This is a genomic window from Variovorax sp. Varisp85 (assembly GCF_047304045.1).
Taxonomy (GTDB): Bacteria; Pseudomonadota; Gammaproteobacteria; order Burkholderiales; family Burkholderiaceae_C; genus Variovorax.
Genome location: NZ_JBGLYN010000037.1, coordinates 42,438 through 57,484, shown reverse-complemented (window position 1 = coordinate 57,484; position 15,047 = coordinate 42,438). Strand labels below are relative to the sequence as shown.

The following is a 15,047-nucleotide window of genomic DNA, read 5'->3' as shown; positions in this document are numbered from 1 at the left end:
GTGCGCCCGGGGGATTGGCGTCGGGGGGGCGGCTGCCGTTGGAAGACGGCTCGTCGCCGCGACCCCATCGGCCGTCGTTCAGGTTGAACATGCCCAGAAACCCTCTCCGCGCTGGCTTTGAATTCATTCGCTTCGTTCTCTTGTCAGTGGCGGGATTGTGCCCAATCAATCGGTTGCATCGTGCAATTCAGTGTCTGCCTCAGGGGTCATCGTATCGGCTACGGAACCCGACTGCCGGGCGAGTTCGGCGCGCAGCAACGGCACGCCCTCACCGCTCTTGGCGCTGAGGAAGATGCGGGGGACCTGCGCGCCGTCGATTTCCATCTCGTCCTGCAGATGCAGCGGATGCTGCGCGCTTTCAAGAGCGTCGAGCTTGTTGAACACCAACAGCTGCGGCACGGTGTCGGCACCGATCTCGCGCAGCACCGCCTGCACCTCGGCGATCTGCTCGGGGTAGTGGGGGTTGGAGGCATCGACCACATGCAGCAGCAGGTCGGCATCGACCGCCTCCTGCAGCGTGGCTTTGAAGGCATCGACCAGCCCGTGCGGCAGGTCGCGGATGAAACCCACGGTGTCGGAGATCGACACCTGCCGCCGGGCATCGCCCAGGTAGAGATTGCGCGTGGTGGTGTCGAGCGTGGCGAACAACTGGTCGGCCGCATAGGCGCGGGCCTTGACCAGCGCATTGAACAGCGACGACTTGCCCGCGTTGGTGTAGCCCACCAGCGAGATGTTGAAGGTGTCGCGGCGCTCGCGCTGCCGGCGCTGGGTGCCGCGCTGCTTCTGCACCTTGGCGAGACGCTCGCGCGTGCGCTTGATCGACTCGCCGATCATCCGGCGATCGAGCTCGATCTGCTTTTCACCCGGGCCGCCGCGCACGCCTGCACCGCCGGTCTGGCGCTCCAGGTGGGACCATCGGCGGACCAGCCGGGTGCTGAGGTACTGCAGGCGAGCCAGCTCGACCTGCAGCTTGCCTTCGTGCGAACGCGCGCGCTGGGCGAAGATTTCGAGGATGAGAAAGGTCCGGTCGTAGACCGCGATGTCGAGCTGGCGCTCGAGGTTGCGCTGCTGCGCGGGGCTCAGGGCCTGGTCGAAGATGACCTCGCTCGCCCTGTACAGGGCAGCCAGCTCCTTGATTTCTTCGGCCTTGCCGCTGCCAACGAACAGGGCCGCGTCGGGTGCCTTGCGCTTGCACGCAAGGCGGGCGACGGGCGTCAGGCCCGCGGTCTGCGCGAGCAGGCCGAGTTCCTCGAGTTCGCTGTCGAAATGGGGCAGCCCGAAATCGACGCCGACGAGAACGGCGGCGCCTTCCTGGCGGGGGATCAGTTCAGACAAGCGGGATCAGAAATTGGGAAAAAGCGCGGCAGCAGGGGCCGCCGCGCTCCGCGCGATCAGGCTGCGGCGTCTTCGTTCTCGGTAGCCGAGAAGTTGACGGCACGACCCGGCACGATGGTGGAAATGGCGTGCTTGTAGACCATTTGCGTCACCGTATTGCGAAGCAACACGACGTACTGGTCAAAAGACTCGATCTGGCCCTGCAGCTTGATGCCATTCACCAAATAAATGGAAACCGGCACGTGCTCACGACGCAGGGTGTTCAGAAACGGGTCTTGCAGAAGTTGCCCTTTATTGCTCACGATATTCTCCGTGTTCAAGAGTAGTTGTTGGAGAGATGACCTTAACACAGGGTTTCTGCGCCGCAGCAATCGGGGTCAAAAGCCTTGAGAAAATAACGGCTCTCAAAAGACGGAACTTCCACTCGGCTCGCGGTTCATCGGCCGCCATCGGCGGCCAAGCCCCTCAGTCGTCCTTGTCGGCAAATGGATTGTGCGAGCTCTTGAACTCGATGCGCAAGGGGGTACCCACAAGGTCGAACTCCTTGCGGAAGCGTCCTTCGAGGAAGCGCTTGTAGGCGTCGGTCACGTGCTCCAGCGAATTGCCGTGGATCACGATCACCGGCGGGTTCATGCCCCCCTGGTGCGCATAGCGCAGCTTGGGCCGGTACATGCCCCCGCGCTTGGGCGCCTGGAACTGCACCGCCTCCAGCAGCAGGCGGGTCAGCACCGGCGTCGACATCTTGCGCGTGGCCGACTTGTGGGCCTGCGCGATCGCCTGCCACACCGGGCCCAGGCCCTGGCGCTTGATGGCCGAGATGAAATGCAGCGCCGCGAACTTCAGGAACGGCAGCCGGGTCTCGATCTGCCGCTGGATCTGCTCGCGCTGGTAGCTGTCGACGGCGTCCCACTTGTTGATCGCGATCACCACCGCACGGCCGCTTTCGAGGATGTAGCCGGCGATGTGCGCGTCCTGGTCGGTCACGCCCTGCGTGGCGTCGAGCAGCAGCAGCACCACGTTGGCCGATTCGATGGCCTGCAGCGTCTTGACCACCGAGAACTTCTCGATCGCCTCGAACACCCTGCCCTTGCGGCGCAGGCCGGCCGTGTCGATCAGTTCGAAGCGCTGGCCGTTGCGCTCGAAGGGCACGGAGATCGCATCGCGCGTGGTGCCCGGCATGTCGAAGGCCACGAGGCGCTCTTCGCCGAGCCAGGTGTTGATCAGCGTGGACTTGCCCACGTTGGGCCGTCCGGCCACGGCCAGCTTGATCGGCTTGTTGACCTCGTCCTCGTCCGCCTCGTCGTCGGGATCGGGCAGGTTCAGCGGTTCCAGGGCGAGTTCGACGAGGTCGCGCATGCCCTGCCCGTGCGCAGCAGATACGCCATGCACGTCGCCGAAGCCGAGTTCGTAGAAATCGACCAGCTTGGTGCCGTCGTGCATGCCCTCGGCCTTGTTGGCCGCCAGCACGCACGGCTTGCCGAGGCGGCGCAGTTCGTTGGCGATGTCGTGGTCTTGCGCCGACAGGCCCTCGCGGGCGTCGACGACGAAGATCACCACGTCGGCCTCGGCCACGGCCTGCCGCGTCTGCTTGGCCATTTCCTTGTAGATGCCGCTGCCCGCGTCGGGTTCGAAGCCACCGGTGTCGATGACGATGAACTCGTGCTTGCCCAGGCGGCCATTGCCGTAGTGGCGGTCGCGCGTGAGGCCGGCGAAGTCGGCGACGATGGCGTCGCGCGTCTGGGTCAGGCGGTTGAAGAGGGTCGACTTGCCAACGTTGGGCCGCCCGACCAGGGCCACGACCGGCTTCATGGCCGGCCTTTCGATGGCGCGGTTTTCATGGTCGGGCCTTGGAAAGAGAAAAGGAAAAGGAAAGAGTTATTCAGGGCGATAACCAAACACGCCACCCTTGGCAGTCACGACCACGACCGTGTTGCCGGCCAGCACCGGCGTGACGGTGATGGCCGAGCCATCGGGCGTGACACGATTGAGCAACGCGCCATCTTCACGCGACACGAAGTGCAGCGTGCCGGTGTCTTCGCCGATGATCAGCGAGCGGCCCACGGCCAGCGGCGCGGTGAGGTTGCGGTTCTTCAAGCGGCTCATCTGCCAGGCGCGCTCGCCGTCGGCACGGCGCCACGCGACGACGCTGCCGTCGGACTCGGTACCGAAGACAAAACCGCTGTCGCCGCTGACGCCGTCGGCGCCCGAGGCGGGCTTGCTCCAGACCAGCGAGCCGCGCACGGTCTCGACGCAGCCGACGCTGGCGTAGTACGCGCGGGCGCAGATGGTGTCGCCGAAGCGGCTCACGCTGCCGGTCAGATCGACCAGGCGCTCCACGTCGTTGGTGCCGCGCGGTGCCGCAATAGGCGATTCCCAGCGCGAAGTGCCATTGGCGGGGTTGATGCCCACCAGACGGCCGCCGATGCCTGCGACCAGCGTGTCGCCCACGGCGATCAGCACGCCCGACTTGCGCAGCACGAGGTTTTCACCCGTGCGCTGCTGGATCCAGAGGCGGCGGCCGCTCTGCCCGTCCCAGGCGCTGATGCTGCGGTCGGCGGTCTGCACGAACACGCGGCGTCCCGCCACGAGCGGTGCTGTGAAGGCCTGGGCCGAGAGTTTCTGCTTCCACAGGACCTTGCCGTTCTCGATGGCGACCAGTTCGTTGCCGGTGGTCACGACTGCGGCCATCGACCCGTCGCTGCCTACACCGGCTGCCAGCGGTGCGCCGGCGCTCGCGCGCCAGGTTTCACGGCCGGCGCGAGCGTCGATGGCAACCACCGTGCCATCGCTGCCGGCCACGGTGACGGTGTCGCCGCTGATGTCGGTAGTGAGAGGGAACTTGACCTCGGGGATGCGCACCGTCCAAGCCTGGCGCACGCCCATCAGGGCCGGATTGGCGGGAAGTTCTGCCGGCTTCGGCTTGCTGCTGCCCGAACAGGCGGCGAGGAGCGCCACCAAAACAAGAGCTGATCCCGCGCGCAGGGCGGTCGATTCAGGCATGAAACGCTTGAAATTCATATGCGGTCAGGGAGTTTTGGGGACTGCGGGTGTGACGGTGACGACTGGCGCCAGGCTCTTCGGGTCGACACCGACCGCGTTGAGCTTGATTTCGACCAGGCGGCGGTAGTCGGAGGTGGCACCAAGGCCGGTCCAGGCCTTGCGGTATTCGGCCTGCGCCTCGGCGCGCTTGCCCTGGGCCAGGTAGATGTCGCCCTTGCGGTCGGCCACCAGCGGTTCGAATTCCTTGGGTACGCTGCTGTCGAGCTGCTTGATCGCATCGTCGTAGGACTTGCTGTCGAGCAGTTCGGCCGCCAGCCGCAGCCTGGCAATAGCCTTGTAGCCCGGATCGACGGCGTTCTGCGCAACCCATTCGAGTTCCGCGCGCGAGCCCGTGGCATTGCCCTTTTCGTACAGCGTCTTGGCGACCAGCAGGCCGGCCTGCTGCGCGTAGGTAGTGCCCGAGAAGCGCTTCTTCATGTCGTCGAGCACGAGCGCGATGCGCGCCGGATCGCCGGCCTGCGCGGTCTTCTCGATTTCGTCGTAGAGCGACGAGGCTTGCGCCGCCTTGTTGCGTCCATACCATTGCCAGCCGTTCCAGGCCACGAAGGCGCCAGCGACGAGCAGCACGGCCCATGTGATCAGGGTGCCGTAGGTGTTCCAGAAATGCTTGAGCTGGTCGAGCTGTTCCTGTTCTTCGAGGTCGAGATGGGTTGCCATGCGCTGTCAGGTGTTGGGAGCCGGCGATTGTAGGGTGGCGGCCCAGGTGGCCACTTCGGCAAGCGGCCGGGAGGTCTGCGCACCGCTTCCGTCGCGCAGCGCCTTGAGAGTCACTTCGCCGCGTGCAAGTTCATCGGCGCCGAAGATCAGGGCGTAGGTGGCGCCGCTGTTGTCGGCCCGCTTGAACTGCGACTTGAAGCTGCCGAGGCCATCCGCCGTGGCGGCGTGCATCTGCACACGCACGCCGGCGTCACGCAACTGCTGCAGCGTACGCAGCGCCACCGGCATGGCAGAGGCATCGGGCACGACGGCATAGACATCGGGGGCCCGTACCGGGATCTGAGTGCCCTGCTCCTTCATGAGGTCGAGCACGCGCTCCACGCCGATTGCCCATCCCACTGCAGGCGCCGGCTTGCCGCCGAGTTGCTCGAACAGGCCGTCATAGCGGCCGCCGGCACACACCGTGCCCTGCGAGCCGAGCCGGTCAGTCACGAACTCGAACACGCTGAGGTTGTAGTAATCGAGGCCGCGCACGAGGCGCGGGTTGATGGTGTAGGCGACGCCGTTGGCGTCGAGGATGGCCTTCAATCCCTCGAAGTGCGCCAGCGATTCGGCACCGAGGAAATCCATCAGTCTCGGCGCCGACTCGACCACATCCTTCATCGCCGGATTCTTGGTGTCGAGGATGCGCAGCGGGTTGCTGTGCAGGCGGCGCTTGCCGTCTTCGTCGAGCTTGTCGGCATGTGCCTCGAAGTGCGCGATGAGCTGAGCACGGTGCTGCGCCCGCTCTGCCGGCTGGCCAAGGCTGTTGAGCTCCAGCCGCACGTCGGTCAGGCCGATCGCCTTCCAGAGCGCACTCGCGAGCAGGATCAATTCAGCGTCGATGTCGGGACCGGCAAAACCCAGTGCCTCGACGTCGATCTGGTGGAACTGCCGGAAACGCCCGCGCTGCGGCTTCTCGCGCCGGAACATCGGCCCGATGGCCCACAGGCGCTTGCCGCCGTCATAGAGCATGTTGTGCTCGATCGCGGCCCGCACAATGCCGGCGGTGTTCTCGGGCCGCAGCGTCAGGTGGTCGTTGTCGCCGTACTTGTCCGAGCGGTCGTGAAAGGAGTACATCTCCTTCTCGACGATGTCCGTCACCTCGCCGATGCCGCGCACGAACAGCGCCGTGTGCTCGAGGATCGGCGTGCGGACGTTGCGGTACGCATAGCGCCCCATCAGGTCGCGCACGGTGGCCTCGAGCCATTCCCAGCGCGCCGATTCGGGCGGCAATATGTCGTTCATGCCTTTGACGGCATTCAATTTTTCAGCCATGAGTCTGCGGAGGTGTCAGGCCAGGGCAGCGTGCTCGCCGCCGAAGCGCTTTTCGATGTAGGTTTCGACGAGTTGGTGAAACTCGTTGGCGATATTGTCGCCGCGCAGCGTGAGTGCCTTTTCGCCGTCGATGAAGACTGGCGCGGCAGGCGCCTCGCCGGTGCCAGGCAGGCTGATGCCGATGTCGGCGTGCTTGCTCTCGCCGGGGCCGTTGACGATGCAGCCCATGACGGCCACCTTCAGCGTCTCGACGCCCGGATATTTCTTGCGCCAGACCGGCATCTGCAGGCGCAGGTAGTCGTCGATCTGCTTGGCCAGTTCCTGGAACGTGGTGCTGGTGGTGCGGCCGCAGCCCGGGCAGGCTGTGACGCTCGGCACGAACACGCGCAGGCCCAGGGCTTGCAGGATCTCGTTGGCAATCAGCACCTCTTGCGTGCGCGACTCGCCCGGCTGCGGCGTGAGCGACACGCGAATCGTGTCGCCAATGCCCTCCTGCAGCAGAATCGACAACGCCGTGGCCGAGGCCACCGTGCCCTTGGTGCCCATGCCGGCCTCGGTGAGGCCCAGGTGCAGCGGATAGTCGCAGCGCCTGGCCAGTTCGCGGTAGACCGAGATCAGGTCCTGCACGCCGCTCACCTTGCACGACAGGATGACCTGGTTGCCGCTCATGCCCATCGACTCGGCCAGCCTGGCGGACTCGACGGCCGAAGTGATCAGCGCCTCGTACATCACCTGCCTGGCATCCCAGGGCTCGGCGCGCTGGCTGTTGGTGTCCATCAGGCTGGCGAGCAGTTCCTGGTCGAGGCTGCCCCAGTTGACGCCGATGCGCACAGGCTTGTTCCAGCGCATGGCCGCGTCGATCATCTGGCCGAACTGCCTGTCCTTCTTGTCGCCCTTGCCCACGTTGCCGGGGTTGATGCGGTACTTGCTCAGCGCCTCGGCGCAGGCCGGATAGTCGGTCAGCAGGCGGTGGCCGTTGTAGTGGAAGTCGCCGATCAGCGGCACGTCGATCCCCATGCGGTCGAGCTGCTCGCGGATGTAGGGCACCTGCGCGGCGGCCTCGGGCGTATTGACCGTGATGCGGACCATTTCGGAGCCGGCAATGGCCAGTTCCTTCACCTGGATCGCGGTGCCAATGGCATCGACGGTGTCGGTGTTGGTCATGGACTGCACGCGCACCGGAGCGTCGCCGCCCACCGTGACCACGCGCGGCCCCCAGACCACGTTGGCCTGGCGCGAGCGGCGCGCTTTTGGCGCGGCCGACTCGATGGGAAGCGGGAGGCATTCGCCGATCATGGTTTCACCTCGAAGCGTGCCACGCCACCACCCTTGGTGACGGGCTTCAGGTCGTATGGCTGGCCACGCACCTGCACGTCGACGCTCGACGCGCGCCCGACCACGACGGACAGCGGCAGCGTGCCCGACAAACCCACCGTTTCGCCAGCCTTCAGGCTGCGGCGCAGCAGCTGTTTGCCCCCGGCTTCGGTCACGGTGACCCAGCACTCTTCCCGTGCCACGAAGACAAGCTGCTGGGCGCTGGCGGCAGCCGTGGCGGGCGCAGCGGGCGCCGCAGCGGCCGGTGTCGCGGCGGCAGCAGGCGCACCAGGGCCGGCGGCCGCGGGAGCCTCGCCCACCGGACCGCTCGGCGCCACGGCCTGCACGGGCACGTTTTCCGCGACAGCGCCGGTCCCGCTGGACGACACCGGTCCGCCGGCAGGCGCCGAACCCTCACTGGATTCGCCTCGGGCCGTCAGCCGCGACACGGAAGCCCCGATCTGGTCGAACACCGACTGCGGCAACCAGAACAGCGCACCCGCGGCCACCAGCAGGAGCCCCACCGCGATCAGCAGCGCACGCGAAGGCAGCCCACTGGAACGGCCGTTGTTGTTCCAGCGAGGCGTGTTGGAGGCGATGTTCCCTCGCAGCGTGCGATCGGCCTCGGCCAGCGACACCTTTTGCGTGCTGGGCAGCTTCGCGAGCACGGGCGCGGGATCGATGCGCAACGCGCGGCAGACGCTGCTCGCCAGAGCGCGAGCGAAGACCGGATCGGGCAGCGAGGCGATATCGTCCGCTTCAAGCGCCATGAGCTTCTGCGGCGGCACCTTCAGCGCGGCAGCCACCATCTCGATGTGCAGGCCGTGGGCCTCGCGCGCCTCGCGCAGCAGGTCACCGGCTGTCTTGTGCGTGATGTCGCCTTCTTCCAGCGGCTGTGCTGCGAAAGTGCCGAACTCCGAAACCCGATCAGTCATTGAAATTCCCGCGCTCGTACGCTGTTGCCTCCCGCGACTGGGGGAAGCGTCGTTGCAGTTGACCTCCCAACTGCGCGACTGCCTCGCGGTTGTTCAGCTTTCGTTCGACCCTGATGCCGAGCCAGAGCGTCTCGGCGCTGGCCGAGGGGCTGTTATTGACGCGGCGAATGTAGAACTGCGCGCGCGACCATTCTTCGCGCTGCGCCAGCAATGAAGCCAGATTGAAGCCGACCACCGGATTGCCGGCGTCGATCTCGTAGGCCTGCATGAGGCTGCGCTCCGCCTGGACCCGCTGGCCGGCCTTGAGTTCGCACACGCCCTGCGTCATGAGCGTCTTGGCGCGGTCCGCATAGCTCGGCACGGCCAGGGCTTCGGTGAACTGCGCAGCCGCATCGCCGTAGCGGTTCTGCTGGCACAGCAGCCAGCCGTAGTTGTGCCGCGCGTTGGGGTCGCGCGGATTGATGGCGATGGCGCGGCGGAAGCTGTCTTCGGCCAGCGCGGCGTCGTCGAGCCGCATGTAGACCAGGCCGCGCAGGTTGTAGGCGTCGGCGTTGTTGGGATCGGCGGCCAGCGCCTGCTTGATCTCGTCGAGCGCGACGGTGGTCTGGCCATGCTCGAAATAGCCGGAGGCCAGTTCCATGCGCAGGCGCGCACGGCGCTGCCGGCTGGTTTCGTCGGACTCGGTGACGATCTCGGCACCCTTGCCCGAACTGGTGTCGGCCAGGCTGGTGGTGGTGGTGCGCGTGTTCACGCAGCCCCCAAGCAGCAACGCCATGGCAACGCCCGCGAAACCCACAGTCAGCATCCGCTGCACGCTCGCGGTCGTCATCGGAATGGCCATGCTCATCGGTTCAGTGCTCCTGGGGGGTGGTCTTGCGGACCGGATGCAAAACAATGGGGCGCTCCGCCGCGCGGCGCTGCGCCATGCGCTCGGCCGCACGGGTGCGGTCCTTGACGTCGCCAGCGAGCTGGCCGCAGGCGGCGTCGATGTCGTCGCCGCGCGTCTTGCGCACGGTGGTCACGAGGCCGGCTTCGCTCAGCGTCCTGGCGAATGCCAGTACGCGTGGCTGCGGTGAGCGCAGCAGGCCCGACGCCGGAAAGGGGTTGAACGGGATCAGGTTGAACTTGCACGAGATGCCGTGCGTACGCACCAGCTCGATGAGCTGCCGCGCATGCTCAGGCTGATCGTTCACTCCGTCGAGCATGCAGTACTCGAAGGTGATGAAGTCGCGCGGTGCATGCGCCAGGTAGCGCTTGCAGGCCTCGATCAGTTCGGCGATCGGATACTTGCGGTTGAGCGGCACGAGGTCGTCGCGCAACGCATCATTGGGCGCATGCAGCGAGACGGCCATGGCCACCGGGCAATCGGCGCCGAGGCGGTCGATCATGGGCACCACGCCGGAGGTCGACACCGTCACGCGACGGCGCGACAGCCCGTAGGCGTTGTCGTCGAGCATGGTGCGCAGCGCGGGCACGAGCGCCGAGTAGTTCTGCAGCGGCTCGCCCATGCCCATCATCACCACGTTGGAGATGACGCGTTCGTCGCGCTTCAGGTGCTTGCGCAGGAAGTGTTCGGCAAACCAGAGCTGGGCGACGATTTCGCCCGTGCTCAGGTTGCGGCTGAAGCCCTGATGCCCTGTCGAGCAAAAGCGGCATCCGACCGCACAGCCGGCTTGGGACGACACGCACAGGGTGCCGCGGTCGTCCTCTGGAATGAATACGGCTTCGACGGCATTGCCGTCACCGACGTCGAACAGCCACTTGATCGTGCCGTCCTTGGATTCGTGCTGCGTGATGACCTGCAAGGCCTCCACGCGCGCCGTGGTCGCAAGCTTCTCGCGCAGCGACTTCGCCAGATCGGTCATCTGGGCGAAGTCGCTGGCGCCACGCTGGTGGATCCAGCGGAACAGCTGCGTGGCGCGGAATTTCTTCTCGCCGAGTTTTTCGCAGAACGCAGCCAACCCCTCGAGATCGAATTCGAGCAGATTGGCCGTGGTCATGGAATCGATCGGCAGACAGCTTCAGCGTGCGTAGACGTTGAGGCCGGCGAAGAAGAAAGCGACTTCGTTCGCTGCGGTTTCGGCAGCGTCCGAACCGTGCACGGCGTTGGCATCGATGCTGTCGGCGAAATCGGCGCGGATGGTACCGGCAGCGGCCTTCTTCGGGTCGGTGGCGCCCATCAGGTCGCGGTTCTTGGCAATGGCGTTGTCGCCTTCGAGCACTTGCACGAACACGGGGCCCGAGATCATGAACTCGACCAGGTCCTTGAAGAAGGGACGTTCCTTGTGCACGGCGTAGAACTGTTCGGCTTCGTTGCGCGACAGGTGCACCAGCTTGGCGGCGACGACCTTGAGGCCGGCAGCTTCAAAACGGGAAACGATCTTGCCGATGACGTTCTTGGCAACTGCGTCGGGCTTGATGATGGAAAGGGTACGTTCGATAGCCATTGAAATGCTTCCTGGAGCTTTGATTTTGAAGTGTTTTGTCACAACTGCGACGCGCTTGTTGCATCACATGTCGACAAAGCCTCTGATTTTAACCGGCGCAGCCTTTCGGATTGGTGAAAACCCCGCGAAAGGCCGCGTACCGACGGCTGGCTTTCAGCGCCCGCGGCGGCGGCCGCCACCTTGGCCGCCCTGGCCGCCGAAGCCGCCACCGCCGCCGCCACCACGACGCGGGCCTGCGCGCTGCTCCTTGCGCTGGCGCGAGAAGCTGTCGGCGCCGATGTAGCCCAGCGAGGTCTTCATTGGATCGGGCTGGTTGGCGCCGCTGGGTTGACGGTCGTCGCCCTGCTGGCGATTGCCGCCACCCTGGCGGTTGCCGCTGTTGCCGCGGCGTCCCTGCCCCTGGGGCGGACCGCCGTTGCCACCGCCACGATTGGGACGGCCACCCCGGTCACCGCGCGGCGGACGACCATCGCCCAGCGGATTCGGGATCGGCGCTTCCCGGCTGCCTTCGTCGCGAGCATCGCGCATGTCGCGCGGCTGCTGGCCGCCACCACCATTGCGATTGCCGCGGCGCTTCTTGTTGCGCCCGCTTCGGCCATTGCCGCCACCACCCTCTTGCCCCGGGCCACGCTGCTGCGGGCCGGGCCGGGCAACCGCGCCGCCGGAAGCCTGGAACAGCGCGCGAATATCACGCTCGTCGAGTTCCATCCAGGCGCCGCGCTTCAGGCCGCGCGGCAGCACCATGGCGCCGTAGCGGATGCGAATCAGCCGGCTGACCGCGTGGCCCACCGACTCGAACAGGCGGCGCACCTCGCGATTGCGGCCTTCGGAAATGGTCACGCGATACCAGCAGTTCGAGCCTTCGCCGCCGCCGTCCTCGATGGTGCCGAATTGCGCCATGCCATCGTCGAGGCGCACCCCGTCGAGCAGCTTCTGCTTTTCTTCGCTGGTGAGCGCGCCCAGCACACGGACCGCGTACTCGCGCTCCAGGCCGAAGCGCGGGTGCATCAATTGATTGGCCAGGTCGCCGGAGCTGCTGAACAGCAGCAGCCCTTCGGTGTTCAGGTCGAGGCGCCCGACCGACTGCCACTTGCCCTGCTGCAGGCGCGGCAGCTTGCGGAACACGGTCGGGCGGTTCTGCGGATCGTCGTGCGTGACCACCTCGCCCACGGGCTTGTGGTACGCGATCACGCGCGGCGGCGGAGGCGCGATGCGGTAGCGGATCGGCTTGCCGTTGATCTTGACCTGATCGCCGTACTGGATGCGCTGGCCGATGTGGGCCGGCTCGTTGTTGACGGAAATGCGGCCCTGGAGAATCAGCTGCTCCATTTCGAGCCGCGAGCCCAGGCCGGCCTGCGCCAACACCTTGTGCAGCTTGGGCGAATCCGCCTCGGGCAGAAGCACGCGCTTGAGCGGCGGGACTTCGGGGCTTTCTTCGTCGGCGTCGAACTGGCCGGAGATGACGTCCGAGAAACGGATCGGCTCGGGCGGCGGCGCGTTGCGCTGTTCGCGCTCTGCGGCGCGGCGGGCGCGGTCGAGGTCGTCTTCTTCTTCGTCGGGCTCTTCTTCGTCTTCGTCCCGCTCTTCTTCGCCGTCATCGCTGCTGTTGCGATCGGCTTCGACCGGTGCGGGATTGCGGGCCTCTTCAGCGGCGACGGCGACAACCGGAGCTTCCTCGGCGGCAACGGCCGCCGGCGCGATCGCCTCGGGGGGCTGTGCAACAGGCAAAGCCACCGCTTCATCCGCCATGGACGGCTCGACCGGCTTCTTCTTGCGGGGCGCTCTCGGTTTCTTGGGCGCCTCGGCCTCCACCGGTGCAGCGATTTCCTGCGCAGCTGCCTCCGGCGCTACCGATTCAATAGCATCACCTGCGGCCTTCCTGGACGGGGCCGCCCTTTTCTTCTTTTTGACTTCGGGCTCGGCCGGCAGCATCGCCGCGTCTTCGGTGTCGGTTGTGCTCATGAGGTTTTTCCGGGAGAGGGAGCGTGGGGGTCGACCTCGTCCTGGGACGGGGCATCGGGTTCTGGCGACGGTGCCTGAGCGGACTCGGGCTCGGGTATGGATTCGGGTTCCGGCGCGAGCTCGGGTTCGGGCTCGATGGGAGATTCGGTGCCTGCGGCGTTCTCGGCAAACTGCGCCTCGGCGGCTTCGGCGGCGGAAGACTCCAGCTCTGCCATCCCCGATGCATCCGCATCGCCCTCTGCCAGCGCTTCGATCTCGGGCGCGGCATCGATGGGCAACCCCTGCTGCTCGCCGGACGCCTGCTCGAGGGCATCGACCAGCGCTGCCTGCTGCGCGGGCGTTTCGATCAGTGGCAACTGGTCTAACGAGGCCAGGCCCAGGTCGTCGAGGAACTGGCGCGTGGTTGCATACAGCGCCGGACGGCCGACCGTTTCGCGATGGCCGATGACCTCGACCCAGCCGCGGTCTTCCAGCTGCTTGAGGATCAGCGAGTTGATCGTCACGCCACGAATGTCTTCCATGTCGCCGCGCGTGGCCGGCTGCCGGTAGGCAATGATGGCCAGCGTCTCGAGTGCGGCGCGGGTGTAGCGCGGCGGCTTCTCGGGGTGCAGGCGATCGAGGTGGTCGCGCATCTCGGGCCGGCTCTGGAAACGCCAGCCGCTGCCGACGCTCACCAGCTCCAGGCCGCGCTGCGCCCAGTCTTCCTGCAATTCGAGCAACAGCACCTTGATGGTGTCCGCGCCCAGCTCGTCGTCGAACAGCACGCGCATATCGCGCACCGGCAACGGCTGGCTCGAACAGATCAAGGCGGTTTCGAGAATGCGCTTGGCATCCGCCGTATTCATGGTTCGCGTTATCCGGGAAAAGGCGCCTCGGGGCGCTAGTTCAGAAGGATGAAAGGAGTAGGCGCTGCAGGCACGCGGCAAATGCAACGCAAGGCCGGCCTCGGGTGACCGGCGCGGCTCTCGGGCCGTCAGGCGCGATTGTAATCCAGCCCCCAGGCCCGCAAAGCCAGGACGAGGTCGGCGGGCGGCGGCGAGCGGAACTCCAGCGCCGCTTGTGTGACGGGATGCACGAAGGCCAGCCTGAATGCATGCAGCGCCTGCCGCGACAGCCCGGCAGCCGGCGCCCCGCCATAGAGCGCATCGCCCACCAGCGGATGGCCGATCGACGCCATGTGCACGCGGATCTGGTGAGTGCGCCCGGTTTCGAGGGTGCAGCGCACGGCGCAGCCTTCGGCGTTGCTGTCGAGCCGCTCGATCAGCGTGCGCGCCGTCTTGCCCGCATGACGCTCGAGATCGACCACAGCCATGCGCAGCCGGTTGCGCGGATCGCGCCCGATGGGGGCGTCGACCTGCCGGCCCGCGGCCCCCTCCCACGGCTTGTGGCCGATGGCCAGGTACTGCCGCTTGACCTCGCGCGCAGCGATCAGCGCCACCATCGCATCCATGGCGGCCCGGGTGCGCGCCACCACCATCAGGCCGCTGGTGTCGCGGTCGAGCCGGTGCACGATGCCGGCGCGCGGCAGCAGCACGGCCCTCGGGTCCAGCGCCAGCAGGCCATTGAGCAGCGTGCCGCTCCAGTGTCCCGGCGCCGGGTGCACGACCAGGCCGGCGGGCTTGTCGACGATGCGCAGGTGTTCGTCCTCGTGCACGGTGACGATGTCCATCGGCTCGGGCCGGAAGGCCTGGCTCTGGGGTGTGGGACGAAGCTCGATGCGGCCGGCCTGTCCCGCCTTGACGGTGGCCGAGACCTTGGTCAGCGTGCGGCCCTGCAGCTCGACAGCGCCAGCCTCGATCAGCTGCTGCAGGTAACTGCGGGAAAACTCGGGCACCAGCGCGGCGAGCGCGCGATCGAGCCGCTGGCCGTGCTGGGCCGGGTCGATGACGAAGGGCCGCTGCTCGCTGGGTTCGATCGGATCGGCCCCCTCCTCGAACTCGGGCACCTCCAGTGCCTCGGGGGTATTGCCCAAAGGGTCGGTCGATATAATTGAGGGCAACTGTTTCACGAAAGCCGTATG

At 66.6% G+C, this 15,047-nt stretch carries 14 protein-coding genes; all 14 read right to left on the bottom strand.

The features are described from left to right. Positions 1–165: 165 nt before the first annotated feature. The 14 genes from hflX to ACCC97_RS16210 all read right to left on the bottom strand — a co-directional run bounded on the left by hflX (position 166) and on the right by ACCC97_RS16210 (position 14,999). On the bottom strand, positions 166–1,335 hold the full coding sequence (hflX, locus tag ACCC97_RS16275) for a GTPase HflX (protein WP_413333876.1): 1,170 nt from the start codon (positions 1,333–1,335) through the stop codon (positions 166–168). A gap of 56 nt (positions 1,336–1,391) precedes the next feature. Further along, a complete protein-coding gene (hfq, locus tag ACCC97_RS16270; RefSeq protein WP_007828293.1) occupies positions 1,392–1,637 on the bottom strand; it encodes an RNA chaperone Hfq in 246 nt (81 codons plus the stop codon). A gap of 163 nt (positions 1,638–1,800) precedes the next feature. Further along, complete coding sequence (gene der / locus ACCC97_RS16265; protein WP_007828291.1) at positions 1,801–3,144, bottom strand: ribosome biogenesis GTPase Der; 1,344 nt, start codon at positions 3,142–3,144, stop codon at positions 1,801–1,803. Positions 3,145–3,210: 66 nt separating this feature from the next. After that, positions 3,211–4,353 (bottom strand): outer membrane protein assembly factor BamB, encoded by a 1,143-nt coding sequence (gene bamB / locus ACCC97_RS16260; RefSeq protein WP_007828289.1) that lies wholly within the window; start codon positions 4,351–4,353, stop codon positions 3,211–3,213. A gap of 6 nt (positions 4,354–4,359) precedes the next feature. Next, the gene (locus tag ACCC97_RS16255; protein ID WP_413333874.1) at positions 4,360–5,052 is read right to left on the bottom strand and encodes a YfgM family protein; all 693 of its coding nucleotides are present in this window, start codon (positions 5,050–5,052) and stop codon (positions 4,360–4,362) included. Positions 5,053–5,058: 6 nt separating this feature from the next. Further along, positions 5,059–6,369, bottom strand: coding sequence for a histidine--tRNA ligase (gene hisS, locus ACCC97_RS16250; RefSeq protein ID WP_413333872.1), 1,311 nt, complete (start codon positions 6,367–6,369; stop codon positions 5,059–5,061). Positions 6,370–6,384: 15 nt separating this feature from the next. Further along, the gene (gene ispG, locus ACCC97_RS16245) at positions 6,385–7,665 is read right to left on the bottom strand and encodes a flavodoxin-dependent (E)-4-hydroxy-3-methylbut-2-enyl-diphosphate synthase (protein WP_413333870.1); all 1,281 of its coding nucleotides are present in this window, start codon (positions 7,663–7,665) and stop codon (positions 6,385–6,387) included. Next, positions 7,662–8,618 carry a helix-turn-helix domain-containing protein gene (locus ACCC97_RS16240; protein ID WP_413333868.1) on the bottom strand — a complete coding sequence of 319 codons (957 nt, stop codon included), beginning with the start codon at positions 8,616–8,618 and terminating at the stop codon, positions 7,662–7,664. The genes ispG and ACCC97_RS16240 overlap by 4 nt, the downstream gene beginning before the upstream one ends. Then, complete coding sequence (pilW, locus tag ACCC97_RS16235; protein WP_413314691.1) at positions 8,611–9,465, bottom strand: type IV pilus biogenesis/stability protein PilW; 855 nt, start codon at positions 9,463–9,465, stop codon at positions 8,611–8,613. Before pilW ends, ACCC97_RS16240 begins: the two co-directional genes overlap by 8 nt. Before the next feature lie 4 nt (positions 9,466–9,469). Then, on the bottom strand, positions 9,470–10,618 hold the full coding sequence (gene rlmN / locus ACCC97_RS16230; protein WP_007828279.1) for a 23S rRNA (adenine(2503)-C(2))-methyltransferase RlmN: 1,149 nt from the start codon (positions 10,616–10,618) through the stop codon (positions 9,470–9,472). 21 nt (positions 10,619–10,639) lie between these two features. After that, on the bottom strand, positions 10,640–11,065 hold the full coding sequence (gene ndk, locus ACCC97_RS16225; protein WP_007828277.1) for a nucleoside-diphosphate kinase: 426 nt from the start codon (positions 11,063–11,065) through the stop codon (positions 10,640–10,642). Positions 11,066–11,218: 153 nt separating this feature from the next. Further along, entirely contained in the window at positions 11,219–13,027 is a 1,809-nt protein-coding gene (locus tag ACCC97_RS16220; RefSeq protein ID WP_413333866.1) for a pseudouridine synthase, read from the bottom strand. After that, positions 13,024–13,872: an SMC-Scp complex subunit ScpB gene (gene scpB / locus ACCC97_RS16215; protein ID WP_007828273.1), complete on the bottom strand. Its 849-nt coding sequence runs from the start codon at positions 13,870–13,872 to the stop codon at positions 13,024–13,026. The genes ACCC97_RS16220 and scpB overlap by 4 nt, the downstream gene beginning before the upstream one ends. A 128-nt stretch (positions 13,873–14,000) precedes the next feature. Further along, positions 14,001–14,999, bottom strand: a complete 999-nt coding sequence (locus ACCC97_RS16210; protein WP_413333864.1) for an RluA family pseudouridine synthase — start codon at positions 14,997–14,999, stop codon at positions 14,001–14,003. Positions 15,000–15,047: the final 48 nt, after the last annotated feature.

Coding starts and splice junctions, on each gene's coding strand:
- der (WP_007828291.1), bottom strand. CDS start 3,144: ATGAAGCCGGTCGTGGCCCTGGTCGGGCGGCCCAACGTTGGCAAGTCG.
- bamB (WP_007828289.1), bottom strand. CDS start 4,353: ATGAATTTCAAGCGTTTCATGCCTGAATCGACCGCCCTGCGCGCGGGA.
- ACCC97_RS16255 (WP_413333874.1), bottom strand. CDS start 5,052: ATGGCAACCCATCTCGACCTCGAAGAACAGGAACAGCTCGACCAGCTC.
- hisS (WP_413333872.1), bottom strand. CDS start 6,369: ATGGCTGAAAAATTGAATGCCGTCAAAGGCATGAACGACATATTGCCG.
- ispG (WP_413333870.1), bottom strand. CDS start 7,665: ATGATCGGCGAATGCCTCCCGCTTCCCATCGAGTCGGCCGCGCCAAAA.
- ACCC97_RS16240 (WP_413333868.1), bottom strand. CDS start 8,618: ATGACTGATCGGGTTTCGGAGTTCGGCACTTTCGCAGCACAGCCGCTG.
- pilW (WP_413314691.1), bottom strand. CDS start 9,465: ATGAGCATGGCCATTCCGATGACGACCGCGAGCGTGCAGCGGATGCTG.
- rlmN (WP_007828279.1), bottom strand. CDS start 10,618: ATGACCACGGCCAATCTGCTCGAATTCGATCTCGAGGGGTTGGCTGCG.
- ndk (WP_007828277.1), bottom strand. CDS start 11,065: ATGGCTATCGAACGTACCCTTTCCATCATCAAGCCCGACGCAGTTGCC.
- ACCC97_RS16220 (WP_413333866.1), bottom strand. CDS start 13,027: ATGAGCACAACCGACACCGAAGACGCGGCGATGCTGCCGGCCGAGCCC.
- scpB (WP_007828273.1), bottom strand. CDS start 13,872: ATGAATACGGCGGATGCCAAGCGCATTCTCGAAACCGCCTTGATCTGT.